At 66.0% G+C, this 24,502-nt stretch carries 20 protein-coding genes, 1 tRNA gene and 1 pseudogene; 11 read left to right on the top strand and 11 right to left on the bottom strand.

Annotation, left to right across the window (positions count from 1 at the left end):
• Positions 1-48 precede the first annotated feature (48 nt).
• The 4 genes from CAL26_RS18110 to CAL26_RS18095 form a co-directional block, all read right to left on the bottom strand.
• Positions 49-813: an SDR family NAD(P)-dependent oxidoreductase gene (locus tag CAL26_RS18110; protein ID WP_094848194.1), complete on the bottom strand. Its 765-nt coding sequence runs from the start codon at positions 811-813 to the stop codon at positions 49-51.
• A gap of 89 nt (positions 814-902) precedes the next feature.
• Complete coding sequence (locus tag CAL26_RS18105) at positions 903-1,709, bottom strand: ABC transporter permease (RefSeq protein WP_094848193.1); 807 nt, start codon at positions 1,707-1,709, stop codon at positions 903-905.
• Positions 1,690-2,550 carry an ABC transporter ATP-binding protein gene (locus CAL26_RS18100; protein ID WP_094848192.1) on the bottom strand — a complete coding sequence of 287 codons (861 nt, stop codon included), beginning with the start codon at positions 2,548-2,550 and terminating at the stop codon, positions 1,690-1,692. Before CAL26_RS18100 ends, CAL26_RS18105 begins: the two co-directional genes overlap by 20 nt.
• A gap of 8 nt (positions 2,551-2,558) precedes the next feature.
• Entirely contained in the window at positions 2,559-3,581 is a 1,023-nt protein-coding gene (locus CAL26_RS18095; RefSeq protein WP_094848191.1) for an ABC transporter substrate-binding protein, read from the bottom strand.
• Positions 3,582-3,793: 212 nt separating this feature from the next.
• Here CAL26_RS18095 and CAL26_RS18090 point away from each other — a divergent pair, with 212 nt between their 5' ends.
• Complete coding sequence (locus tag CAL26_RS18090) at positions 3,794-4,174, top strand: RidA family protein (RefSeq protein WP_179283389.1); 381 nt, start codon at positions 3,794-3,796, stop codon at positions 4,172-4,174.
• 5 nt (positions 4,175-4,179) lie between these two features.
• Positions 4,180-5,223: a CobW family GTP-binding protein gene (locus tag CAL26_RS18085; RefSeq protein WP_306437111.1), complete on the top strand. Its 1,044-nt coding sequence runs from the start codon at positions 4,180-4,182 to the stop codon at positions 5,221-5,223.
• Between the two features lie 653 nt (positions 5,224-5,876).
• Here CAL26_RS18085 and CAL26_RS18080 read toward each other — a convergent pair.
• Positions 5,877-5,953, bottom strand: a tRNA-Met gene (locus CAL26_RS18080).
• A gap of 79 nt (positions 5,954-6,032) precedes the next feature.
• Here CAL26_RS18080 and scpB point away from each other — a divergent pair.
• The 9 genes and pseudogenes from scpB (at position 6,033) to CAL26_RS18035 (ending at position 19,484) form a co-directional block, all read left to right on the top strand.
• Positions 6,033-7,175, top strand: a complete 1,143-nt coding sequence (gene scpB / locus CAL26_RS18075; protein ID WP_094848190.1) for an SMC-Scp complex subunit ScpB — start codon at positions 6,033-6,035, stop codon at positions 7,173-7,175.
• A gap of 803 nt (positions 7,176-7,978) precedes the next feature.
• A pseudogene (rluB, locus tag CAL26_RS18070) lies at positions 7,979-9,766 on the top strand (23S rRNA pseudouridine(2605) synthase RluB); the annotation flags it as partial.
• Positions 9,767-10,015: 249 nt separating this feature from the next.
• Positions 10,016-10,504 (top strand): ribosome maturation factor RimP, encoded by a 489-nt coding sequence (gene rimP / locus CAL26_RS18065; RefSeq protein WP_094849948.1) that lies wholly within the window; start codon positions 10,016-10,018, stop codon positions 10,502-10,504.
• The gene (gene nusA, locus CAL26_RS18060; protein WP_094848189.1) at positions 10,501-11,982 is read left to right on the top strand and encodes a transcription termination factor NusA; all 1,482 of its coding nucleotides are present in this window, start codon (positions 10,501-10,503) and stop codon (positions 11,980-11,982) included. Before rimP ends, nusA begins: the two co-directional genes overlap by 4 nt.
• 115 nt (positions 11,983-12,097) lie before the next feature.
• On the top strand, positions 12,098-15,262 hold the full coding sequence (gene infB, locus CAL26_RS18055) for a translation initiation factor IF-2 (protein WP_094848188.1): 3,165 nt from the start codon (positions 12,098-12,100) through the stop codon (positions 15,260-15,262).
• A gap of 16 nt (positions 15,263-15,278) precedes the next feature.
• Positions 15,279-15,680, top strand: a complete 402-nt coding sequence (gene rbfA / locus CAL26_RS18050; protein ID WP_086065957.1) for a 30S ribosome-binding factor RbfA — start codon at positions 15,279-15,281, stop codon at positions 15,678-15,680.
• Positions 15,681-15,716: 36 nt separating this feature from the next.
• Entirely contained in the window at positions 15,717-16,454 is a 738-nt protein-coding gene (gene truB, locus CAL26_RS18045) for a tRNA pseudouridine(55) synthase TruB (protein WP_094848187.1), read from the top strand.
• A 10-nt stretch (positions 16,455-16,464) separates the two neighbouring features.
• Positions 16,465-18,291 (top strand): translational GTPase TypA, encoded by a 1,827-nt coding sequence (gene typA / locus CAL26_RS18040; protein WP_094848186.1) that lies wholly within the window; start codon positions 16,465-16,467, stop codon positions 18,289-18,291.
• Between the two features lie 191 nt (positions 18,292-18,482).
• Entirely contained in the window at positions 18,483-19,484 is a 1,002-nt protein-coding gene (locus CAL26_RS18035; RefSeq protein ID WP_094848185.1) for a tripartite tricarboxylate transporter substrate binding protein, read from the top strand.
• 122 nt (positions 19,485-19,606) lie between these two features.
• Here CAL26_RS18035 and CAL26_RS18030 read toward each other — a convergent pair whose 3' ends face one another.
• From CAL26_RS18030 to CAL26_RS18005, 6 genes are all read right to left on the bottom strand, one after another.
• Positions 19,607-20,206, bottom strand: coding sequence for a nitroreductase family protein (locus tag CAL26_RS18030; protein ID WP_094848184.1), 600 nt, complete (start codon positions 20,204-20,206; stop codon positions 19,607-19,609).
• 155 nt (positions 20,207-20,361) lie between these two features.
• Positions 20,362-20,988: an urease accessory protein UreG gene (gene ureG / locus CAL26_RS18025; RefSeq protein WP_094848183.1), complete on the bottom strand. Its 627-nt coding sequence runs from the start codon at positions 20,986-20,988 to the stop codon at positions 20,362-20,364.
• A 48-nt stretch (positions 20,989-21,036) separates the two neighbouring features.
• Positions 21,037-21,729, bottom strand: coding sequence for an urease accessory protein UreF (locus tag CAL26_RS18020; RefSeq protein ID WP_256988647.1), 693 nt, complete (start codon positions 21,727-21,729; stop codon positions 21,037-21,039).
• Positions 21,701-22,435, bottom strand: coding sequence for an urease accessory protein UreE (gene ureE, locus CAL26_RS18015; protein WP_094848181.1), 735 nt, complete (start codon positions 22,433-22,435; stop codon positions 21,701-21,703). The genes CAL26_RS18020 and ureE overlap by 29 nt, the downstream gene beginning before the upstream one ends.
• Before the next feature lie 31 nt (positions 22,436-22,466).
• On the bottom strand, positions 22,467-24,170 hold the full coding sequence (ureC, locus tag CAL26_RS18010; protein ID WP_094848180.1) for an urease subunit alpha: 1,704 nt from the start codon (positions 24,168-24,170) through the stop codon (positions 22,467-22,469).
• A gap of 16 nt (positions 24,171-24,186) precedes the next feature.
• Positions 24,187-24,492, bottom strand: coding sequence for an urease subunit beta (locus tag CAL26_RS18005; RefSeq protein ID WP_086065949.1), 306 nt, complete (start codon positions 24,490-24,492; stop codon positions 24,187-24,189).
• Between the last annotated feature and the right edge of the window lie 10 nt (positions 24,493-24,502).

Here is a 24,502-nt window from a genome sequence, read left to right as displayed (position 1 = left end):
CGCCTGGCGGCCGCGTGCCGCCGGCGGAAAACGCGACGGCGCGGCCGTTCAATAGGTGGCCCGGCCTCCGGACAGGTCGAAGACCGCGCCGGTGGTGAAGGAGTTTTCCTCGCTGGCGAGCCAGGCGATCATCGCCGCGGCTTCGTTCAGCTCCAGGAAGCGCCCGCGCGGGATGCGGCTCAGCATGTAGGCGATATGCTCGGGCGACTGCTGCTCCATGGCGCCCGGCGTGCGCGCCACGGCCGGCGTCACGCAGTTGACGGCGATGTCGTGCGCGGCCAGTTCCTTGCCCAGCGACTTGGTCATGGCGATGACCGCGGCCTTGGCCGAGCTGTAGGCCGCCGCGTTCGGATTGCCTTCCTTGCCGGCGATCGACGCCACGTTGACGATGCGGCCGTATTTCTGCGCGATCATGATGGGCGTCACGGCACGGCAGCAATAGAAGGTACCGTTGACGTCGATGTCGATGACCTTGCGCCACTGGTCCAGCGGATACTCCGCCAGCGTCGTGTTGGGCCCGACGATGGCGGCGTTGTTGATCAGGATTTCCAGCTTGCCCAGGGCGCGCAGCGTGCCGGCCACGCCGGCTTCCACGCTGGCGTAGTCGGCGATGTCCACGTGCTCGGTGTGCACCTCGTGGCCGGCGCCGCGCAGTTCCTGCTTTACCTTGGCCAGCGCGTCGGCGTTGACGTCCCAGATGGCGACGCGCGCGCCGGACTCCAGGAAGCGGCGTACCACCGTCAACCCTATGCCCTGCGCGCCGCCGGTCACCACGGCCACGCGGCCGGTCAAAGCGATCGAGTTCGTTTGCAAGATACGTTTCCTTTATCGTGTTTCACAGTATTCCGGGCGGGCCACGCCACGGACGTCCAATACGGAGGCAGGCGGTCCTGGCGCGGCTGTCAGGCGCTGGCGGCCACGGTCTGGCCGGCGACGGGGCGCCAGCGCATGAAGTGGTCTTCGAACAGCGAGACCGTGGTATCCAGCACCAGCGCGAACACGGTCAGCAGCAGGATGCCGGCGATCACGGAGTTGATGTCGAAGACACCTTCGGCCAGCAGGATCAGGTAGCCGACGCCTTTCTCCGATCCCAGGTATTCGCCGACGACGCTGCCGACGAAGGCGATACCCACGGCGTTGTGCAGGCTGGAAAACACCCAGCTCATCGCCGACGGCATGTAGACGTGCCGCATCAGTTGCCGCGAACTGGCGCCAAGCATGCGGGTGTTCGACAGCACCGCGGGACTGACTTCGCGCACGCCCTGGAACACATTGAAGAACACCACGAAGAACACCAGCGTGACCCCCAGCGCGATCTTGGACCAGATGCCCAGGCCGAACCACAGCGCGAATATGGGCGCGAAGATCAGCCGGGGCATGGAATTGAAGGCCTTGATGAACGGGTCCGTCACCACCGCCAGAAAAGGGTTCAGCGCCAGCCACAATCCGCATCCCAGGCCGAGTATGGTCCCGATGGCGAAGGCCAGCAGCGTTTCGATCAGCGTGGTGTACAGGTGGATGAAAATCGAGCCGCTGGCGAACCAGGTCACGATGCGTTGCGCCACCCCCACCGGATCGCCGAAGAAGAAGGGCGAGAGCCATTCCCGGCTGGTCCCCAGCCACCACAGGAATACCGCGCCCGCCAGCAGCAGCAGGCGCGTGGCGAGCACCAGGACGCGGTTGTTCGGATCAAGAGCGAGCGCTGGCATAGCTTTTCAGGACCTCCCCTCTGAGTACTTCCCATATTTCGGTGTGCAGCTGCAGGAAGCGCTGCGTCATGCGGATTTCGGCGACTTCGCGCGGACGCTCCAGGTCGATCTCGAATTCCGCGATGGGGCGCGTGCCGGGGCCGGCCGACAGCACGACGACCCGGTCGGACAGCGAAATCGCTTCTTCCAGGTCATGCGTGACGAACACCACGGACTTGCGGTCGGCCGACCACAGGCGCAGCAGCTCGTCTTCCATCAGGTGGCGGGTCTGGATATCCAGGGCGCTGAAGGGTTCGTCCATCAGCAGGATGCGCGGGTTCAGTATCAAGGCCTGCGCCAGGCCGGCGCGCTTGCGCATGCCGCCGGACATCTGGTGGGGATATTTCCTGCCATGGCCCGCGAGCCCGACGCGTTCCAGCCATTCGCGCGCCGACTGCAGGGCCTGCGCCTTCGGCGTGCCGTGAAAGACCAGGCCCGCGGCGATATTGTCTTCCGCGGTTTTCCAGGGCATCAGGGCATCCACCTGGAACAGGTAGGATGCGTCCTTGTTCAGCCCCTGCGTCAAGGGCTCGCCGAAGATGCTCAGGGTGCCCGAGGACGGGCGCATCAGCCCCGCGGCCACGTTCAGCAACGTGGATTTGCCGCAGCCGGTGGGTCCGACGACGGACACGAATTCGCCGTCGCGTATCGCCAGGTCGACGTCGCGTACCGCGGTGTACGTCTGGCCGCGGCCCTCGTTGCTGGCGAAGGTGCAGGTCACGCCATCGAAATGCAGCGCCTGGCGCTCGGGAGCCGCCTGCCTGGACGTCGCATGCGTGGGAGTGTCGATACTGCGCAGCATGGCTCCTCTCATTGCTGTGTTTCCCCGGCCTTCTTCACGTAGCGGTTGTCGTAGGTGGCCGCCAGGTCGATATGCGCGGCGCCGATGGACGGATCGAAGGCCGCCAGTACGTCGCGCACGGTGCGCGCGCCTTCATCCGTGATGACGCCATCCGTCGACAGGCAGCGGCGGCTGTTCTGGAAGGATCTGGCATACAGTTCCTTGTCGCCGACGACGTACTCGGCCGGCACCGTCTCCACCACCTGTTGCGGCGTGGCCTTGGCCATCCAGTGCTCGGCGCGCACGATGGCGTTGGCGACGGCCTGTACGGTGCGCGGGTTCTTGTCGACGAAGGATCTGGTCGCGTAGATGCTGGATTCCGGATAGTCCGCGCCGAAGACCTGCTTGTTGCCGTCGGCGGTGCGCAACTCCGCCAGGGGCTTGAGATCGCCGCCGTCCACCAGCACCGTGGCGACGGGATCGTTGACGATGAGTGCGTCGATCTGCCCCGCGCGGACGGCGGCGACCGCGCCCGCGGCCTGGCCCACGCCGATGATGGATACGTCGTCGGGCTTCAGGCCGGCCTTGTTCAGGATGTAGTTGACGACCATGTGCGTGCTGGAACCCGGGGCGCTCACGCCCACCCGCATCCCTTTCAGGTCGGCAGGCGTCTTCACTTTGCCGAAGTTCTTCTTCGATGTGCCGAAGACCCAGCCGGGGCACACCACCTGTGCCGCGATGGTCACCAGTTTCTGGCCCTTGGCCGCCATGGTCAGCGTGTTGGAGTAGGCGCCCGCCGTCATGTCCGTGCTGCCGCCCAGCATGGATTCCAGCGCCTTGGATCCTCCCGAAAACGCGGCGATGGTCACGTCCAGTCCTTCATCGCGGAAGTAGCCCAGCTGCCTGGCGATGATGACGGGCAGATAGGTGATGCCCGTGGATGCCGCGCCTATCTTGATTTCCTTCTTTTCCGGGGGCGTCTTCGTTTGGGCGGCGGCCGTGCCGCAGGCGATCGCGGCGGCGCACAGCGCCACTGCCAAGAGGCTCTTCATGGATGTCTCCTTTCTGTTTTTATTTGCTCGTCGATGCCAGGCATCGCGGCGAGTAATGATGCATGCTGCATCAAGGCCTTGGCGTGGTTTTTGGGAAAACCACCATCGCGATCCGCGATGGTGACGCGCGGCGGCGGCCAGCCATACGGGTGAACCCGGTATGATGGCCATACACCCTGCGGTACACCCCTTTACCTACCCCGTCATCCACCATGATCGAACGCATCCAGACCATCGACGCGCCGCTGCCCGCGGGGCATTACTCGCAAGCCATCAAGGCCAATGGCTTTGTCTTCGTCTCCGGCCAGTTGCCCTATGCGCCAGGCGGCGAACGCATCCTGCCCGACGGCATGGCGGCGCAGGCCAGGCAGTGCCTGGAAAACGTGCGCGCGATCCTGGAGGCGGCCGGGACGTCGCTGGCCAATCTGGTCAGCGTGCAGATTTTTATCCCCGACGTCTCGCTGTGGGGCGAGGTCAATGCCGTGTACGAATCGGTGATGGGCGACGCGCGGCCGGCGCGTACCGTGGTTCCCACGACGGCGCTGCACTACGGCGCGCTGATCGAAGTGAACGCGGTCGCGGTCTGCCCTTGACCGCTGTGGGCACGCCCGACGCCCGTATCGGCGTCACCGTCCTGACCGGGTTCCTGGGCAGCGGCAAGACCACGTTGCTGAACCGCATGCTGGGCGACCCACGGTACGCGCAGGCGGCCGTGATCATCAACGAGTTCGGCAGCATAGGCGTGGACCATCACCTGGTGCGCCATGTGAGTGACAACGTCCGGGTCGTGGCCGGTGGCTGCATCTGCTGCGTGGTGCGCGGTGGCCTGGTCGACACCTTGCGCGACCTGTTCCTGCTGGCGCTGCGCCGCGCCATCCGGCCTTTCCCGCACGTGCTGATCGAAACCAGCGGCCTGGCCAGCCCCGCGCCCATCCTGTTCACGCTGCGCCACGAGCCCTTCCTGGCCGAACGGTACGTCTACAACGGCACCATCGCGGTCGCCGACGCGCAGCGGATCGCCGCGCAGATCGACGACCAGCCCGAGGCCGCGCAACAGCTCGCGCTGGCGGACGAGGTGGTCATCAGCAAGGCCGACCTGGCGTCCGCCGCTGAACGGGAGGCGGCCCGCCTGGCCGTGTCGCAAGTCAATCCGACGGCCCATGTGCACGTGCTGGACGCCAGCGGCGCCTTGCCTGACGGTTTGCTGGGGGAGCGTCCGTACCGCGCGCGTCCGTCGGGCGCCGGCGGGGCAGGGGGCGCGTCGTGGCTGGCGGGCCCTGGCTTGGGCGTCCTGCGGTCCGGCGGCGCCATGTCCGCGCGGCCGCCGCACGACGTCGCGGTCGCGACGCTGGCGCTGCCGCCATCGGTGCCGCGCGCGGCTTTCGTGCGCGGCATCTCGGCGCTGCAAGGGGAGTTGGGCCAGTCGCTGCTGCGCATGAAAGGGCTGGTCCGCTTCGATGGGGATGCCGCGCCCAGCGCGGTGCACGGCGTGCACGACCAGCTTTATCCCATCCTGCCCCTGTCCGGATGGCCCGAGGGCAGGGAAGACGCGCGCCTGGTTTTCATCGCCCGCGGTATCGATGGCGCGGCGCTCGATGCGCGCATCCAACACCATCTCGCCCCGGGGATTTTTCTCCTATGAAACCGTTAATGTGGGTATAATTTGTAGGTTCCTGCAGGCGGTTGGCTTGATCACAGACGGCCAAAGATGGGCATGCCCCGCTAGACTGTTGCGGGTGTTTCGCGTGTATCGCGCCCGCTTTCGCCACTCCGTCGACACGCAGGGTTAAAACGGCAATAAAAAGACGCTCCGACATTCGGGGTAATGCCGGACGGCTCAGTTCACTTCTTAGATGCCGCACCAGGTATCCCTACAAGGGCTACGCGGATACTGTCCGTCCGTCTCCGTTGCCATATCGTTCCTTTCGGCATTTTCGGTTCGGGGTTGCGCTTGCATTCCTCGGCACCGCTTGGTATCGCAAACCAGCCTTCTTGGCCGAGGTTTTCTTGCTAGCGTTTTTCGGGTTCAAGCCGCGGTCAGCGGCTGCTTACGCACAGACGTGTATCGGTGTCGCGCAGGCTCGTGCCACATGGCAGAGTAGCGCGCTTGCCTGTGCCCGTTTCGATTTCGATTCGAGCGGCGCGGTGCTTGCGGAAGCCCCGATGCATGCGGGAGCCCCGATGCGTGCAGAAATCGCTTTGCTTGCCGAAACCTCGATGCTTGTCGAAGCGCTTTCCCGGCCCGCAAAGCAAAAAAGGCTTGGCGGATTCGCCAAGCCTTGTCTGCGTACTGTTTGGTTGCGGGGGCAGGATTTGAACCTACGACCTTCGGGTTATGAGCCCGACGAGCTGCCAGACTGCTCCACCCCGCGTCTGAGAAAGAAATATTACTTCAGTTTTTCAGCCTTGGCAAGTCGAAGGCCTTTCCAACCCCGATGAATTGACATATCGATGAACGATAGCGAGGCAACCCTGGTGATAGAAACGGCGCTGTTGTGCGCGCCGCAACCCATGCCGCGTGGCGAGTTGCGCAGGCTGTTTACCGACGATGACGGTATCGATAACGACCGCCTGGACAGCCTGCTGGAAAGCCTGCAAGCCGCGTGGAGAGACCGCGGACTCGAATTGATATCGCTGGCCGGCGGCTGGCGTTTCCAGAGCCGTCCCGCCATGCAGCGCTATCTCGAACGACTCAGCCCTGAGAAGCCTCCCAAATATTCGCGCGCCGTATTGGAGACCCTGGCCATCGTGGCATGGCGACAGCCGGTGACGCGCGGCGATATCGAAGATATCCGTGGCGTGACCGTGTCGTCGCAGATCGTGAAGGCCCTGGAGGATCGCGGCTGGATCGAAGTCATCGGCCATCGCGACGCCCCGGGGCGACCGGCCCTGTTCGGCACCACGCGCCAGTTCCTCGATGATCTCGGGCTGCGCGCGCTGGATGAGCTGCCGCCGCTGGAACCGGGTGGCGCCATGGCGGCGCTGGAAGGGCTGGATCTGACCGGCGGCATCGCCATCGCGGCGGATGTGCAGGCCGAACCGCAGGCCGAAGCTCAGGCGGAGGCGCAAGCCGACACCGCCCAACCCGACGCCGAAACTGAAACCCACGCGGACGGCGTCCAGGCCGACGCGGAAACCGAAACTCAAGCGGACGCTGCTCAAGCCGACGCTGAAACCGAAACCGAAACCGAAGCTGACGCTGCCCAAGCCGACGCGGATACCGAAACCGAAGCGGACGCTACCCAAGCCGACGCTGAAACCGAAACTCAAGCCGATCCTGTTCAAGCCGACGCTGATACGGAAGGCCTGCAAACCGCCGCGGCCGATATGCGGGCCGCCACCGGCCCCACGCCGGAGGAGCCCGAAATTCCCGTCCCCGACCACGACACCATCGAGCCTGGCAGCCATCGCCCTGAAATCACGCCGCCCGGCCAGCATCCCGAAATCGAGCCGCCCGGTGGAAGCCCCGAGATCGAACCCACCGATCCGACGCCCGAAATCGAACCGCCCGTGCCCGGCCAGACGCCCGAAATCCCTCCCGGGCAGACCGACAAAGACAATGACGACGCGCCCGGCGCGCCGCGTAAAGAGTGAATTCTGGAGTAGTCCCAGTGAGTATCAATAAGAACGTGCAGGACGATGTCATGGATCAGCGCGACAAAGGCGCGGCGGCTACGCCCGGCGCACCCACGCAGGACGCCGGCGCTGGCGCAGCCACCGCGGACGCCAAGCCGGCGCCGCGTCCCCGCGCCCGCCGCCCGGCGCGCGCCAGGACCGATCCCGCCGCCAGCGCTCACGAGGCCGCGCCGGCCGCCGACGCGCCGGCCAGCGCGCAATCGGCTGGCGCTCCGCCCGAATCCGCCGGCGATGCGCAGCCCACGGCGCCCGCGCGGAAAACCGCGCGCAAGACCGCAAGCCGCACGTCCACGCGCACACCGCGCGGTGCACGGGCTGGCGAAGCGGTTGCCGACGTCCCCGGTGACGCCCCCCGAGCCACGGCCGACAGCGCGCCGCGCGGCGATGTGATGGAGCAGGCCGCGAGCGATGCGGCCGCCACGCGAGCACCGCGCGGCCGCGCCCGCAAACCGCGCGCGTCGGACGCGGACCAGGCCGCGCTGCCTCTGGATGGTCCGGCCGAAACAGCCGCGCCGTCCGCGGTGGCGCAGCCGGCCGAAGCCGAGCCGCCCAAACGCCCCCGCAGACGCAAAACTGCTGAATCCGCCGTCGCCCCGCAAGCCGGAAGTGGCTTCCAGGGGCACGCGGCGGATGCCGCGGACGCACCGGCCGACGCACCTTCCCACGCACCTACTCACGCACCTACCCGCGCCCCCTCCCAGGCACAACGGGGGACGTCCGAAGGCACGCCGTCCTCTTACGGATCCGAAAGTGCGCCCGCTTCCTTCGGTGACGAGGTCGGCGCGGCATCCAGCCAACCCGACGCCGCATCCGCCCATACGGGCGTCGCGGCGGAAGGCGAAGCGCCCGCGCCGGGCAACCGCGGCAAGGGCCGCAAGCTGCGCACGCCTTTCCGCCGCCGTCGCGGCGATGCCGTGTCGGGCGCGGAATCCACGGCGGAGGCCGGCGCGGCAATGCAGCCGCATGGCTCCGCCGCCGCCGATGCCGAGGCCGTGTCCCCGGGTAACGAGCGGGAAGCCGAACAGGCCCTGGCCTACCTCGACAAGACTGCCCGCATGGAACAGCGGCTGAACAAGTACCTGAACAGCGAAGCCGTGATGCCCAAGCTGCACAAGGTGCTGGCCGACGCGGGCATAGGCTCGCGGCGCGAAATGGAAGAGCTGATCGTCGCCGGCCGCGTGTCCGTGAACGGCGAGCCCGCCCATATCGGGCAGCGCGTCGCCGCTGGCGATCAGGTGCGCGTCAACGGCAAGCTGATCACGCGCGTCAACACCCGCAAGCCGCCGCGCGTGATCCTGTATCACAAGCCCGCCGGCGAAATCGTCAGCCATGACGATCCGGGCGGACGCGCCAGCGTTTTCGCGCGCCTGCCCAAGCTGCGCACCGGCAAATGGCTGTCGGTGGGCCGCCTGGACCTGAATACGGAAGGCCTGCTGATCTTCACCACGTCGGGCGATATGGCCAATCGCATCATGCATCCCCGGTATGGCGCGGAACGCGAGTACGCCGTCCGTGTCCTGGGTGAGATGGACGCCGCGCAGCGTGCGTCCCTGGTCGAAGGCATAGACCTGGACGACGGCAAGGCCGCGTTCGGGTCGTTGGACTACCTGGGCGGCGAAGGCAGCAACCGCTGGTACCGCGTCACGCTGAACGAAGGCCGCAACCGCGAAGTGCGCCGCATGTTCGAGGCCATAGGCGTGACCGTCAGCCGGCTCATCCGGACGCGATTCGGCGATGTCGTCCTGCCGCGCAACCTGCGGCGCGGCCGCTGGGAAGAGCTCGACCCCAATCTGGTCACCGCGCTCATGGTGCAGCTCGGCCTGCTGCGCGACGACGACGAAAGCGGCCGGCGGCCCAAGCAGCCCCAATCGCACGACAGCGCGCTGCCGCCGGGCTTCGGCACCTTGCAGAACAATGGCATGAACGGCGCCCGCATCGGTCGCCGCGGCAAGCTGCAGGGTGGCGGCCGCGCGGCCAAGAATCCGCTGGGCGGCATGTCCTACCCGTCCGATCCCTTCGGGACCGGACTGCTGGTGACCGGTGGCTATGCCAACGGACATCCCATGGGCAATGACGGCGCTGCCCGTGGCGGCAAGCAGCGGCGCGGGCCGGGCAAGCGTCCCGGACAAGGGCAGGGCCAAGGCCAGGGTTCCGGGCAGGCCGCGGGCCATGCGCCGGGCGGGCAGCATCAGGCGCGCGGAAAATCCGGGCGCAAGGGCAAGCCGGGCGGCGGCAACGGCGCGGCGGTGAATGCCGCGGGAGCGAATCCCGGCAACCACGCAGGGCAGGGCCAGGCGGGGCAGGGCCATCCTGGCGCGCCAGGCAAGGGGCCGCAGCGCGGCCGGCCCGGCAAGGGTGCCGCACCCGGAAAGAATGCCGCTCCCGGCAAGAAGCGGGGCAACGGCAATCCCAAGGGGCCGCGTCCGGGTGGCGGCGGTGGCGGTGGCGGCGGTGGTGGCCGCGGCGACGACTGGCAGCCGCGCGGCGCGGCGGCCCACGAGTCGCGCCTGGGCGTGATCGGGGGACGGGGCGGCCGCGGATCAAGGTAGGTAGCAGTCCGGCCCCGAATACGTAAACCCTGGACGCATCAGGCAATTTTGCCTAATTTGTGGTAGGATAGCTGGTTTCGTGGGCTGGTTTGCTGCGGTCGCGTGTTCGGACCGATGGTTGGCCCGATAGTTGTCCTTGGGTGGCCATGGCTAAAGCCGTGGCTCTACCGAAAAGGCGATGCCACGCGAAACCACGTAATAAGAGTAATAACGAATGGGCTGGGCTTGCAGCCCATTTTTTTCGAGTATATGGCTGATTTATTCGCATTGACCCAGGAAGCGCTGTCCGGCATGGACGTCGAACTCGTCGACGTCGAGCGGGCCGCGCTCGGCCTGTTGCGCGTCACGATCGACCGCCCGGAAGGCGTGCGCATCGAAGATTGCGAGCAGGTTTCGCGCCAATTGTCGCGGGTCTACGAAGTCGAAAACATCGATTACAAGCGATTGGAGGTCGGTTCGCCCGGCGTGGATCGCCCGCTGCGCACCGAAGCCGACTTCATTCGCTTCGCGGGACAGCGCGTGGAAGTCAAGCTGCGGCAGGCCGTGGAAAACCGCAAGGTCTTTACCGGCACCCTGGTCGCGTCCGCGCAAGCGCCGGAGCAGGATCAGGGCAAAGCGGTTTTCGGCGTGGAATTTGAGGCAAAGAAGGACGATATCCAGGTGGTGAATTTTACGTTTGACGAAGTCGAGCGCGCCAAGCTGGATCCGGTCCTGGATTTCAAAGGCAAAAAGCGATGAGTCGCGAAATTCTTCTGTTGGTCGACGCTCTGGCGCGCGAAAAGAACGTGTCGCGCGATGTGGTGTTCGGAGCGCTGGAAAGCGCGCTGGCTTCGGCCATGAAAAAGCGCTTCAAGGAAGACGCGGACATCCGTGTTTCCATCGATCGTGACAGCGGCAGCCATGAAGGTTTCCGTCGCTGGCTCGTCGTGCCCGATGAAGCGGGGCTGCAGGAACCCGACAAGCAGGAAATGTATTCCGACGCGCGGGAAGCCGTGCCCAATATCCAGGTCGGCGAGTACATCGAAGAACCGCTGGAACCCATCGAGTTCGGCCGTATCGGCGCGCAGGCGGCCAAGCAGGCGATCCTGCAGAAGATCCGCGACGCCGAACGCGAACAGGTGCTGAACGACTTCCTGGAACGTGGCGAAACCATTGTGTCCGGCACCGTCAAGCGCATGGACAAGGGCGACGCCATCATCGAAACGGGCAAGATCGAAGCCCGCCTGCCGCGCTCGGAAATGATCCCCAAGGAAAACATGCGCGTGGGCGACCGCGTGCGGGCTTACGTGCTGCGCATCGACCATGCGGCGCGTGGCCAGCAGGTGATCCTGTCACGCACGTCGCCGGAATTCATCCGCCAGCTCTTCGAAAACGAAGTGCCGGAAATCGAACAGGGCCTGCTGGAGATCAAGGCCGCCGCGCGCGATCCCGGTGTGCGCGCCAAGATCGCCGTCATCGCCTACGACAAGCGCATCGATCCGATCGGCACCTGCGTCGGCATGCGCGGTTCGCGCGTGACCGCCGTGCGCAATGAGCTCGGCGGCGAACAGGTGGACATCGTGTTGTGGTCCGAGGATCCCGCGCAGTTCGTCATCGGCGCGCTGGCGCCGGCGAATGTCGAGTCCATCGTGGTGGACGAAGACAAGCACGCCATGGACGTGGTGGTCGACGAGGAAAACCTGCCGAAGGCCATCGGCGCGAAGGGCCAGAACGTACGCCTGGCTTCCGAGCTCACGGGCTGGCAGATCAACATCATGACGCCGGAAGAAAGCCAGAACCGGCAGGAAGTCGAACGTTCCGCCTTGCGCGGCACCTTCATGAACAAGCTGGACGTCGACGAAGAAGTGGCCGACATCCTGATCGATGAAGGCTTTACGGGTCTCGAAGAGATCGCCTACGTGCCCATGCAGGAACTGCTGGAAATCGAAGCGTTCGACGAAGACACCATCAACGAGTTGCGCACCCGCGCGCGCAACGCCCTCCTGACCGAAGCCATCGCCCAGGAAGAGCGTATCGAAACCGCGCAGGACCTGCTCGAACTCGAAGGCATGACGCCCGAACTGGCCGCGAGCCTGGCCGAGCGTAAGGTGCATACCCGCGACGACCTGGCCGAGCTCTCCACGGATGAGCTCGCCGAAATCTCGGGCCTCGACGAAAGCCAGGCCAGCGAGCTCATCATGCGGGCGCGCGCGCACTGGTTCAACGAGGAAAAGTAGCGGTACCGGGGGAAGGGCCCCGCCTGGCGATCCAGCCCGGAGGCCTTCCCGAACTTGTTTTTTTGGATTGCGCAAAGTCATATTGTTATATCGCCGTACACAGGAAGAAAGCCTAATGTCGAGCAATACCGTCGCCCAGTTCGCTACCGAGCTGAAAATGCCTGCCAATGTGCTGCTGGACCAGCTGCGCTCGGCCGGCGTTGACCTCAAATCGGTGGACGATGCCGTCACCGACAGCGACAAGGCGAAACTGCTCGACTCGCTGCGCCGCGCGCATGGCGGGGCCGCCGAGGGCAAGAAAATCACGCTGACGCGTCGCCAGACGTCGGAAATCCGCCAGGCGGATGCCACCGGACGTTCGCGCACGATTCAGGTCGAGGTGCGCAAGAAGCGTGTGTTCGTGAAGCGCGATCCGGCCGAACTGGCCGCCGAAGCCGCCGCCACGCGTGCCCAGGCCGATGCGGCTGAACAGCCGGCCACCACGCCCGCTGCCACGCCCGCGCCTGAAACCGCCGCGCCGGCCGCCAATGCCGCGCCCGCCACCACGGCGGCCGCTACCACGGCGGCCGCTTCCCCGGCGGCCACCGTCGAGACGCCGGTGGCGACGCAAGAACCCGTAGCCAGCGAGCCGGTTGTCGAAGCCAGCGCGCCCGCCGCGACCGAGCCCCAGGCGCCCGCGCCTGTCGCCGAAGCGGCAACGCCGGCGCCGGCGGACGATTCCGCCGCCACGCCGGACGTCGCCGAGCAAACCGCGACCGCGCAGGAACCGCAGGCCGCGCCCGTATCCATCCAGCCGGAACCCGAACACGAGGCACCCGTGGCAGCCGCCGCCGGCCCCGCCGCCGAGCCGCCGGTCGAAGCTGTCCCGCAAGAGTCCGTGAACACGTCAGATATCACCGCGGTTTCCGAAAAGCCTGAAACCGAAAGTCCCGCTGCATCCAAGGCATCGCCCGCCGCCGCGCCGTCGCCGGCCGGCCAGGACGATCGCCAGCGTCCCGGCATGCCCGTCGCGCCCAAGCCCACCGTATCGAAGGGCCCGCGCCCTGGCGACGCCCGCCGTGGACCGCCGCCCGCCGCCTCGCCCGCCCAGACGATGAGCACGGCGCAACGCGACGAAGCCCGCCGTACCGCCGAGGCCGAAGCCGCCGCGCTGCGCGAAATGCTGAACCGTCCGCGCAAGGTGCTGCGCGCGCCCGAGCCGGAACAGCCGGCCGCGGCCGCTGCCGCCGCCTTGTCCGGCACGCTGCACAAGCCCGCGGCCAAGCCCGGTGGCGGCGCCAAGAAGGACGCCAAGCCGGCGCCCGGTACCGGCACCAAGAAGACCATCAAGACCGCCGAAGTCTCGTCGACCTGGACGGACGACAGCGCGCGCAAGAAGCCGGCCGACAAGCCCGCCGGCGCGCCCAGCCGCGATGGCTGGCGCGCGGGTGGCAAGGCCGGCGGCAAGTCCAGTGGCCGTGGTGGCCGCAACCAGCAATCCGACCGTCGCGGCGGTTCGGTGGAGCAGGCGCCGCAGGAATTCATCGCGCGCGAAGTCCACGTGCCCGAAACCATCACCGTGGCCGATCTGGCGCACAAGATGTCCGTCAAGGCCGCGGAAGTCATCAAGCAATTGATGAAGCTGGGCCAGATGGTCACCATCAACCAGGTGCTGGACCAGGAAACGGCCATGATCGTGGTCGAAGAGCTCGGCCACAAGGCCATCGCCGCCAAGCTGGACGACCCGGAAGCCTTCCTGGACGAAACCGCGCCCGAAGGCGAGGAAGCCGAACTGCTGCCGCGCGCGCCCGTGGTCACCGTCATGGGCCACGTCGACCACGGCAAGACCTCGCTGCTGGATTACATCCGGCGCGCCAAGGTCGCCGCGGGCGAAGCCGGCGGGATCACGCAGCACATCGGCGCGTATCACGTCGAGACCGATCGCGGCATGGTCACCTTCCTGGATACCCCGGGCCACGAAGCCTTTACCGCCATGCGTGCGCGCGGCGCCAAGGCCACCGACATCGTCATCCTGGTGGTGGCCGCGGACGACGGCGTGATGCCGCAGACGCGTGAAGCCATCCACCATGCCAAGGCCGCCGGCGTGCCGCTGGTCGTGGCGGTGAACAAGATCGACAAGCCCGACGCCAATCCCGAGCGCGTCAAGCAGGAGCTGGTCGCGGAAGAAGTCGTGCCGGAAGAATACGGCGGCGACGTGCCTTTCGTGAACGTGTCGGCCAAGACTGGCGCGGGCATCGACGATCTGCTGGAAAACGTCCTGCTGCAGGCCGAAATCCTGGAGCTCAAGGCGCCCGTCAACGCCCACGCCAAGGGCCTGGTCATCGAAGCGCGCCTGGACAAGGGTCGCGGTCCGGTGGCCACCATCCTGGTGCAGAGCGGTACGCTGAAGCGTGGCGACGTCGTGCTGGCGGGTGCCAGCTTCGGCCGCGTGCGCGCCATGCTGGACGAGAACGGCAAGCAGGTGCAGGCCGCCGGTCCGTCCATCCCTGTCGAAATCCAGGGCCTGACCGACGTGCCGGCCGCCGGCGACGAACTCATGGTGCTGACCGACGAACGCAAGGCGCGCGAAATCGCCTTGTTCCGTCAGGGCAAGTTCCGCGACGTCAAGCTGGCTCGCCAACAGGCCGCCAAGCTGGAATCCATGTTCGACAACATGGGCGAAGGCACGCAGACCCTGGCGCTGATCGTCAAGACCGACGTGCAGGGTTCGCAGGAAGCGCTGGTCAACGCCTTGCAGAAGCTGTCCACCGAAGAAGTGCGCGTGCAGGTCGTGCACGCCGCGGTGGGCGGTATCTCGGAAAGCGACGTCAACCTGGCCATCGCGTCCAACGCGGTCGTCATCGGCTTCAATGTGCGCGCCGACCAGAGCGCCAAGAAGCTGGCGGATGGCAACGGCATCGACCTGCGCTACTACAACATCATCTACGACGCCGTGGATGAGGTTAAGGCGGCCATGTCGGGCATGTTGGCGCCGGAAAAGCGCGAGGAGATCATCGGCCTGGTGGAAATCCGCGAGATCTATACGGTTTCCCGCGTGGGCAATATCGCCGGTTGCATGGTGCTCGACGGTGTGGTGCGTCGCGATTCGCAGGTCCGCCTGTTGCGCAACAACGTCGTTACGTGGACCGGCCACCTGGATTCGCTGCGCCGCTTCAAGGACGACGTGCGCGAAGTCAAGGCCGGCTTCGATTGCGGCTTGACGCTGCGTGGCAACAACGACATCCAGGTGGGCGACCAGCTGGAAGTCTTCGAGATCAAGGAAATCGCGCGGACGCTGTAAGCATCGCGCGCTCAGTATGAGCCGTCATAAATCCAAAGCGATCCCCGGCCGCAACCTGCGGCTGGCCGACCAGATCCAGAAGGATCTGGCCGGACTGATCCAGCGCGAACTCGACGTCGCGCGGGCAGGGCTGATCACGCTGTCCGGTGTCGAGCTGTCGCCCGATTACGCGCACGCCAAGGTGTACTTCACCGTGCTGGGCGCGGAACCGGCCGTCGCCGAAGGCTTGCTCAATGACAAGGCGGGCTGGCTGCATTCGCAGCTGTACCGCATGCTGCATATCCATACCGTGCCGACGCTGCGGTTCTTCCATGACGAGCAGGTCGCGCGCGGCATTGAAATGTCGCAGTTGATCGATCGTGCCAACCAGCCCGGTTCCTACCGGGCAGAGCCCGACGAACCGGAAGACCAGTCCTGAGGGGCTGTCGTCACGGCGTTTTTCTCGGATAAGACGATGGCCAAACGACGCGGGCTGATGCTCGACGGTGTCCTGCTGCTGGATAAGCCCGAAGGCTTGTCGAGCAATCACGCCTTGCAGCGCGCGCGCCGCACGCTGGACGCCGCCAAGGCGGGCCATACCGGCACGCTGGATCCGTTCGCCACGGGCCTGCTGGTGTGCTGCATGGGCAAGGGCACCAAGCTGTGCGGCGTGATGCTGGGCGCGGACAAGGGCTATCGCGCCACGTTGCGCTTCGGCGAGGAAACCGACTCCGGCGACCTGACCGGAAACGTCGTGGCGCGCGCCCCGGAGAGTTTCACCGGGGTGGACGAGACCGCCTTGCGCGATGTGCTGTCACGTTTCGTGGGCACCATCACGCAGATTCCGCCCATGTATTCCGCCCTGAAACGCGACGGCAAGCCTTTGTACGAGTACGCGCGCGCCGGCGTGGAAGTGGAACGCGAGGCCCGACAGGTGACCTTGCATCGCGTCGACTTGCTGAGCTGCGACGGCATGACGGCGGAAATAGATGTGTTGTGCAGCAAGGGCACCTATATACGTACCCTGGCCCAGGACATCGGCCGGGCGCTGGGCTGCCATGCGCATCTGGTGGCCCTGCGCCGTACCCAGGTGGGACCGTTCGCGCTGGACGGCGCGGTCACGCTGGATGCGTTGCAGGCCATGGCCGACCCCAAGCAGGCTTTGCTGCCCCTGAATGAATTGCCGGCGGGCCTGGCGCCCGCCTCACCTTAAAGGATCTTTTATGACTCGCGCCTTGCGCAACGTCGCCATCATCGCCCACGTCGACCACGGCAAGACCACGCTGGTCGACCAGCTGCTGCGCCAATCGGGCACCTTCCGCGAAAACCAGGCCGTGACCGAGCGCGTCATGGACTCGAACGACCTGGAAAAGGAACGCGGGATCACCATCCTGGCCAAGAACTGCGCGGTCGAATACGAGGGTACGCACATCAACATCGTCGATACCCCGGGACACGCGGACTTCGGCGGCGAGGTCGAACGCGTGCTGTCCATGGTCGACGGCGTACTGCTGCTGGTCGACGCTGTGGAAGGCCCGATGCCGCAGACGATTTTCGTCACGCGCAAGGCCCTGGCCCTGGGGCTGAAGCCCATCGTGGTGGTCAACAAGATCGACCGCCCGGGCGCGCGTCCGGACTTCGTCATCAACGCCACCTTCGAACTGTTCGACAAGCTGGGCGCGACCGAGGAACAGCTGGATTTCCCGGTGATCTACGCGTCGGGCCTGTCCGGCTACGCCGGCATGACGGCCGACGTGCGCGAAGGCGATATGCGCCCGCTGTTCGAGGCCATCCTGCAGCATGTGCCGCAGCGTAACGACGACCCCAACGGCGCGCTGCAGCTGCAGATCATTTCGCTGGACTACAGCAGCTACGTCGGCAAGATCGGCGTGGGCCGCGTCAACCGCGGCCGCATCCGCAGCGGCATGGACGTCCAGTACCGCTTCGGTCCCGACGGCGAAAGCGGCAAGGGCCGCATCAACCAGGTGCTGAAATTCAAGGGCCTGGAGCGCGAAGTGGTCGCCGAGGCGGAAGCGGGCGACATCGTCCTGATCAACGGCATCGAAGGCATCGGCATCGGCTGCACGGTCATGGATGCGTCCTCGCCCGCCGAAGACGCGCTGCCCATGCTGCGTATCGACGAGCCCACGCTGACCATGAACTTCATGGTCAACACCTCGCCGCTGGCGGGCCGGGAAGGCAAGTTCGTCACCAGCCGCCAGTTGCGCGACCGCCTGGATCGCGAACTGAAGTCCAACGTCGCGCTGCGCGTGCGCGATACCGGCGACGATACCGTGTTCGAAGTGTCGGGCCGGGGAGAACTGCACCTGACCATCCTGCTGGAAACGATGCGCCGCGAAGGCTATGAGCTGGCCGTTTCGCGGCCGCGTGTGGTGTTCAAGGAAATCGACGGCGTGCGCCACGAACCCTTCGAACTGCTGACCGTGGACGTGGAAGACGCGCACCAGGGCGGCGTCATGGAAGAACTGGGCCGCCGCAAGGGCGACCTGCTGGACATGCAGCCCGACGGGCGCGGCCGCACCCGCCTGGAATACCGCATTCCCGCGCGCGGCCTGATCGGCTTCCAGAACGAGTTCCTGACGATGACGCGCGGCACGGGACTGATGAGCCACATTTTCGACGAGTACGCGCCGGCCCGCGAAGGCAGCATCGGCGAGCGCCGTAACGGCGTGCTGATCAGCCAGGACAACGGCGAAGCCGTGGCCTACGCGCTGTGGAAGCTGCAGGACCGCGGCCGCATGTTCGTCAACCCCGGGGACGCGCTGTACGAAGGCATGATCATCGGCATCCACAGCCGCGACAACGATCTGGTCGTCAACCCGATCAAGGGCAAACAGCTGACCAACATCCGCGCCTCGGGCACCGACGAAGCCGTCCGCCTGGTTCCGCCGATCCAGATGTCGCTGGAATACGCGGTGGAATTCATCGACGACGACGAGCTGGTGGAAGTCACCCCCAAGTCGATCCGCCTGCGCAAGCGCTACCTGACGGAAAACGAACGCAAGCGCATGTCGCGCGCGGTCGCCTGACCGGTCTCGTATCGCCCCCAAAGCCTGCCGTTCCGGCAGGCTTTTTTTTGCCATCTCGCGATTGCCTGGTCGTCGTCGCCCGCGCATCTGTTCTGAACGTTGGAATCAAGGGAACTCACCGCCGTAACAGGGCACTGATCCAGCCGTTTGGGGCCTGCCCCCAGCCATCAATACTTCCACGATGAGGTCGCATGGAAACGGAGATCAACTTTCGCAAACGCCAACTCGCAGCATTCTCCGTGTTGAGTGGAGTGTTGCCCATGAACGTACTGGCTGACGATGTGGACGGTTCGGCTTCGCGACGGCCCATTAGCCTGGTGGTGGGTTATCCCCCCGGCGGCGGCGCGGATACCTTGGCGCGCCTGCTGGCCGCACACTTCGCGCAGCCGCTCGGCCGGGACATCGTGGTCGAGAACAAGCCTGGCGCGGCCAGCAATATCGCGGCCGAGTTCGTGTCGCGGGCCGCACCGGATGGCAATACCTTATATATCGGCACGCGTTCCAATACGCTGCACAAGGCGATGTATAGCCACTTCGACTACGATATGTCGCGTGACTTCGTCCCTATCGGCTTGCTCGCGCGGATGCCGAACGTAATCGTGACGTCGGCGCAGGGCCCTATCGCGTCGATCGGCGACGTGATTTCCCTGGCGAAAGCGCATCCCGGAATGCTGACCTATGCATCGACCGGCGTCGCGTCGGATACCCACCTGCTGGGTGAGCTGTTCCAGGCAGAGTCGCAAACCAAGCTGCTGCACGTACCTTATCGGGGCGGGGCGGCCGCGATGGTCGACCTCGTCGGCGGACGCGTCGATCTCCTGGTCTTCTCCCTGGCTGGCGTGCTTCCTCATTTAAAGACGGGCGCCGTGCGAGCACTTGCCGTCATGGCCCGGCAACGGGTGCCTTCCCTGCCTGGTGTCCCGACCATGGAGGAATCCGGCGTCCTCGGCGTGGACATGGAAACCTGGCTGGGCTTGCTGGCACCGGCGGGAACGTCTCCCCAGCTGATTGCGAAGCTGAACGACTGCGCGAACAGAGTCCTGTTGAACAGGCGCCTGCAAAATGCATTCATGGCACAGGGCTATGTGGCGCCCCTGCAGCCCAACACGCCGGAAACTTTCGCACGCTTGATTGCGGAGGAAACAGAGAGATGGACGACGCTGATCCGCGAGCGCGACATCAAGCTCGGGTAGTTGGCCTGGGCCGAGACCGCGATATCAAGCCCCGCTGACGTTGGCCTTTTCCCCATCGTGACGGCAAGAAAAAAGCCCGGCATGTGCCGGGCTCGTCGGTTCGGAAACCGTGCCTTCAGGACTTAATGATGCACGCGAAAACGCTGGGCGTCGTCCATGAAGGTTTTCTCGTTGAACGGCGCTTCATTGGAACCGAAGGGCATCTGAGCGCGCAGCTTCCAGTTGGCGGGAATGTTCCATTCCTTGGCCACGGCTTCGTCGATGACCGGGTTGTAATGCTGCAGGCTGGCGCCGATGCCGACGTTGGCCAGGGTCGACCAGACGGAGAGTTGCGCCATGCCGCCGGCCTGCTCGGACCATACGGGGAAGTTATCGGAGTACAGGGGGAATTTTTCCTGCAGGCCCTTGACGACGTCCTGGTCTTCGAAGAACAGCACGGTGCCCGCGCCCGCCGCGAAGCCGTTGACCTTCTTTTCGGTCGCCGCGAAGGCGTCGGCCGGCACCATCTTGCGCAGCGTGTCCTTGACGATGTCCCACAGCTTGATGCTTTGCGCACCGAACAGGATGACCGCGCGCGAGCTCTGCGAATTGAACGACGACGGCGTGTGCTTGATGGCTTCCTGGATGAGCGTCGTGACCGCTTCGTGCGACACCGGCAGGTTGCGGCCCAGCGCATACTGGGTGCGGCGACGTTTCAGGGCCTCGAGAAAGGCGTTATCCATGGCAAAAATTCCTTTTAAAGAGTGCGACGAATCGCATGTGCGCATGATCCCATCCCTGGCGCGCAGGTAAAGTGCATCCCGCGGGGCAGTAGGGTTTTCAGTTTCATGTAAGTGGTAAACAGGGCGGGCCGCTCCGGTACGGTCGGTAGCCGTTGTCACGCGGCCAGCAAGCCACGTTGCTCGATGAAGCGGACGATATCGCCCAGCCCGGCGCCCGCCTTCATGTCGCTCATGACATAAGGCCGCGCGCCGCGCATGCGCCGGGTGTCTTCTTCCATGATCGCCAGCGACGCGCCCACCATCGGGGCCAGATCGGTCTTGTTGATGACGAGCAGATCGGACTTGGTGATGCCGGGGCCGCCCTTGCGGGGAATTTTCTCGCCGCCGGCCACGTCGATGACGTAGATCGTCAGGTCCGAGAGTTCCGGACTGAAGGTGGCCGCCAGGTTGTCGCCGCCGGACTCGATGAAGACGATGTCGGCGTCGGGAAAGCGTCCCAGCATGCGATCGACCGCTTCCAGGTTGATGGAGGCGTCCTCGCGGATGGCGGTGTGCGGGCAGCCGCCGGTTTCGACGCCCATGATGCGCTCGGCGGGCAGGGCGCCGGCGACCGTGAGCAGGCGCTGGTCTTCCTTGGTGTAGATGTCGTTGGTGATGACGACCAGGTCATACGTGTCGCGCATGGCCTTGCACAGCATTTCGGTCAAGGTCGTCTTGCCGGAGCCGACGGGGCCGCCTATGCCGACCCGCAAGGGGGGATTCTTCTTGGTGCGCTGGTTCATGGTCGTGGATCCTGGTGATGCTGCTTCGTCGTGTGCGTCCGCTCGCCGTCACGAGCGGAAAAGGCGCGAGTACTGGGTTTCGTGGCGTGCCGACAGGATGCCGAGCAGCGGTGAGAAGGTCGAGGCGTCCTCTTCGGCCGTGGCCGCCGCGCGCCGTGCGGCGGCCTGGATGGCGCCATGCAGGCCGAACAGGATGCGTTGGCCGGCGACCTGGCCGAGCGGGACGGCTTTCAGGGCGGCCGCCACCTGGTTTTCCGCCCAGGCGAACAGCCAGGCGGCCAGGCAGTCTTCCAGCGCGGCGCCGGCGCGTTGCGCGGCATAGGCGTAGGCGGTGGGCAGGCTGAGCGGCTGCATGCCGCGCAGCGCGGCGCGGCCTGCCGAGTCGCCCCATTGCAGTTCTTCCAGCAGGCGGGCCAGCGACCAGCCCATCTGCTCGGTTTCCTGGCGCAGCTCGGCGGATTCGCGCATGGCCAGCAGCCATGCGTTCAGTCCGGCGACGGCCTGGGTGTCGTTGGCGGCCCAGTTGCGGAATTGTTGGCCGAGAAGGGCGGCTTCGCCATCCGCGACGATGTCCAGGCCATGGGCGATCCAGCGCCCCGCGTCGTCGGCGTTGGCGATCACGCCCGCTTCGATGGCGGCTTCCAGGCCCTGCGAGTAGCTGAAGGCGCCGATGGGCAGTGCCGGCGACGCCAGGTGCAGCAGGGCGATGAGTTCAGTGCTTGTGCCGATGCTTGTGGTCATGCTCGTGCCCGTGCTCGTGGTCATGATCGTGCGCATGTTCGTGCCCATGGTCATGTTCGTGCGCATGCCCGTGCTTGTGCCCGTGGTCATGGCCATGGGCATGGGCATGTTCATGGCCGTGCTCATGTCCATGTTCATGGTCATGATTGTGCCCATGCTTGTGCGCATGACCATGATCATGATCGTGTCCATGCCGTTCCCGGTACGCCGACTGGGCCAGCGCGTAATCCTCCTGGAAGGTTTCGTCATGCCCGTGCTTGTGGCCGCCGCCATACGCGCCGGCTTCCGGCTCGAACGGCGCTTCGACGTCCACCACGCTCAGCCCCAGGCGCAGCAGCAGATCCTTCAGCACGGGGTCATGCTCCAGCTGCAGGTAATCCGGCCCGACTTCCACCGGCGTATGCCGGTTGCCCAGGTGGTAGGCCGCGCGGAGCAGCACGTGCGGATCCACGCAGGTCGCGCGCAGCACCGGCTGCGGCGCCGCGACCACGCGGATCAGGCCGCCATCGTCGGCCACCAGGGCGTCGCCGTCGCGCAGCACGGTGCCGCGCGGCAGGAACAGCGCGACTTCGTCGCCGTTGTCCAGCGTCGCGGCGAGCCGGCTGCGGCTGCGCGATTCGAAGGGCAGCGTCAGGGTCGGCGCGCGCCGCAGCAAGGCCTTGGCGACGGCCTGCCCGCGGCCCACGACTTTTTCTATACGTCTCATGCGAGTCTGCACATAGGACGCGCCCCAGGGATCAGAACAGGAAATAGCGTTGCGCCATGGGCAGCACCCGGGCGGGCTCGCAAATCAATTCCTGCCCATCGGCAAGGACGCGATAGGTTTCGGGATCGACTTCGATGTGCGGCTGCCAGTCGTTGTGCACCATGTGCGATTTGCGTACGCCCCGGATGCCATGGACGGGTACCACGCGCTTGGACAATCCGTACCTGGCGGCGATGCCGGCCTGGTAGGCCGATTGCGATACGAAGGTCAGGGAACCTCGCGCCAGCGCGCCGGCACGCGTGCCGAACATCTCCCGGTAGTGTACCGGCTGCGGCGTGGGGATGGACGCGTTGGGATCGCCCATCAGCGCGGTGGTGATGATGCCGCCCTTGAGCACCATGTCCGGCTTGACGCCGAAGAAGGCCGGATCCCACAGCACCAGGTCCGCCCACTTGCCCGGTTCGACGGAGCCGATCTCGTGCGCCATGCCGTGCGTGATGGCGGGGTTGATCGTGTACTTCGCGACGTAGCGCTTGGCGCGCGCGTTGTCGGCCCGGCCATCGCCGGGCAGGGCGCCGCGCTGCACCTTCATCTTGTGCGCCGTCTGCCACGTGCGCATGATCACTTCGCCGATGCGGCCCATGGCCTGCGAGTCGCTGGAAATCATCGAGATCGCGCCCAGGTCCTGCAGGATGTCTTCCGCGGCGATGGTTTCGCGGCGGATGCGCGACTCCGCGAAGGCGACGTCCTCGGCGATCGCGGCATCCAGGTGATGGCACACCATCAGCATGTCCAGATGCTCGTCGACGGTATTGACGGTGTACGGCCGGGTTGGATTGGTGGAGGAGGGCAGCACATTCGGCAGGCCCGCCACCTTCAGGATATCGGGCGCATGGCCGCCGCCGGCGCCTTCCGTGTGGTACGTGTGGATGGTGCGATGCTTGAACGCCGCCACGGTGCTTTCCACGAAACCGCTTTCGTTCAGGGTGTCGGTGTGGATGGCAACCTGCGTGTCGGTGCGTTCCGCCACGTCCAGGCAGCAGTCGATGGCCGCCGGCGTGGTGCCCCAGTCTTCATGCAGCTTCAGGCCGATGGCGCCGGCGTCGATCTGCTCCAGCAGGGGCGCGGGCTGGCTGGCGTTGCCCTTGCCCAGCAACCCGATGTTGATGGGCCAGCCGTCGGCGGCCGCCAGCATGTTCTCGATGTGCCAGGCGCCCGGCGTGCAGGTGGTTGCGGCGGTGCCCGTGGCCGGTCCGGTGCCCCCGCCCAACAGCGTGGTCAGGCCCGACGACAAGGCTTCGTCTATCAATTGCGGGCAGATGAAATGGACGTGCGCATCGATCCCGCCGGCCGTGACGATCTTGCCTTCGCCCGCGATGATCTCGGTGCCTGGCCCGATGACGATGGTGACGCCGGGCTGGATGTCCGGATTGCCGGCCTTGCCGATGGCCTGGATGCGGCCGTTCTTCAAGGCGATGTCGGCCTTGACGATGCCCCAGTGATCCAGGATCACGGCATTGGTGATGACGGTGTCGGCGACGTCGGCGCCGATGCGTTGCGACTGGCCCATGCCGTCGCGGATCACCTTGCCGCCGCCGAACTTCACCTCTTCGCCGTAAACGGTGTAGTCGCGCTCGATTTCGATAAGCAGTTCGGTATCCGCCAGCCTCAGGCGATCGCCCGTGGTGGGGCCGAACATCTCCGCATAGGCGCGGCGGCCGATTTTTACGCTCATGCGTATGCTCCCGTCCTTACAGCTTGCCCATGACGCGGCCGGCGAATCCGTAGACCGCGCGTTCGCCCGCCAGGGCGACCAGTTCGACCGTGCGCGTCTGTCCCGGTTCGAAGCGGACGGCGGTGCCGGCCGTGATGTTCAGGCGAAAGCCGCGCGCCGCCGCCCGGTCGAACTGCAGGGCGTCGTTGACTTCGTGAAAGTGGAAGTGCGAGCCGACCTGGATGGGCCGGTCGCCGGTATTGGCTACCGTGACGGTAATGGTGGGGCGGCCGGCATTGAGTTCGATCTCGCCGTCGTCCACCAGCAATTCGCCGGGAATCATGGTCGCGCTC

Source organism: Bordetella genomosp. 9, from assembly GCF_002261425.1.
Classification (GTDB): Bacteria; Pseudomonadota; Gammaproteobacteria; order Burkholderiales; family Burkholderiaceae_B; genus Bordetella_C.
The sequence above is the reverse complement of the archived record's forward strand: the minus strand, read 5'-3'. Positions and strand labels throughout refer to the sequence as shown.

Coding starts and splice junctions, on each gene's coding strand:
- CAL26_RS18105 (WP_094848193.1), bottom strand. CDS start 1,709: ATGCCAGCGCTCGCTCTTGATCCGAACAACCGCGTCCTGGTGCTCGCC.
- CAL26_RS18100 (WP_094848192.1), bottom strand. CDS start 2,550: ATGCTGCGCAGTATCGACACTCCCACGCATGCGACGTCCAGGCAGGCG.
- CAL26_RS18095 (WP_094848191.1), bottom strand. CDS start 3,581: ATGAAGAGCCTCTTGGCAGTGGCGCTGTGCGCCGCCGCGATCGCCTGC.
- CAL26_RS18090 (WP_179283389.1), top strand. CDS start 3,794: ATGATCGAACGCATCCAGACCATCGACGCGCCGCTGCCCGCGGGGCAT.
- scpB (WP_094848190.1), top strand. CDS start 6,033: ATGAACGATAGCGAGGCAACCCTGGTGATAGAAACGGCGCTGTTGTGC.
- rimP (WP_094849948.1), top strand. CDS start 10,016: ATGGCTGATTTATTCGCATTGACCCAGGAAGCGCTGTCCGGCATGGAC.
- nusA (WP_094848189.1), top strand. CDS start 10,501: ATGAGTCGCGAAATTCTTCTGTTGGTCGACGCTCTGGCGCGCGAAAAG.
- infB (WP_094848188.1), top strand. CDS start 12,098: ATGTCGAGCAATACCGTCGCCCAGTTCGCTACCGAGCTGAAAATGCCT.
- rbfA (WP_086065957.1), top strand. CDS start 15,279: ATGAGCCGTCATAAATCCAAAGCGATCCCCGGCCGCAACCTGCGGCTG.
- truB (WP_094848187.1), top strand. CDS start 15,717: ATGGCCAAACGACGCGGGCTGATGCTCGACGGTGTCCTGCTGCTGGAT.
- typA (WP_094848186.1), top strand. CDS start 16,465: ATGACTCGCGCCTTGCGCAACGTCGCCATCATCGCCCACGTCGACCAC.
- CAL26_RS18035 (WP_094848185.1), top strand. CDS start 18,483: ATGGAAACGGAGATCAACTTTCGCAAACGCCAACTCGCAGCATTCTCC.
- CAL26_RS18030 (WP_094848184.1), bottom strand. CDS start 20,206: ATGGATAACGCCTTTCTCGAGGCCCTGAAACGTCGCCGCACCCAGTAT.
- ureG (WP_094848183.1), bottom strand. CDS start 20,988: ATGAACCAGCGCACCAAGAAGAATCCCCCCTTGCGGGTCGGCATAGGC.
- CAL26_RS18020 (WP_256988647.1), bottom strand. CDS start 21,729: ATGACCACAAGCATCGGCACAAGCACTGAACTCATCGCCCTGCTGCAC.
- ureE (WP_094848181.1), bottom strand. CDS start 22,435: ATGAGACGTATAGAAAAAGTCGTGGGCCGCGGGCAGGCCGTCGCCAAG.
- ureC (WP_094848180.1), bottom strand. CDS start 24,170: ATGAGCGTAAAAATCGGCCGCCGCGCCTATGCGGAGATGTTCGGCCCC.
- CAL26_RS18005 (WP_086065949.1), bottom strand. CDS start 24,492: ATGATTCCCGGCGAATTGCTGGTGGACGACGGCGAGATCGAACTCAAT.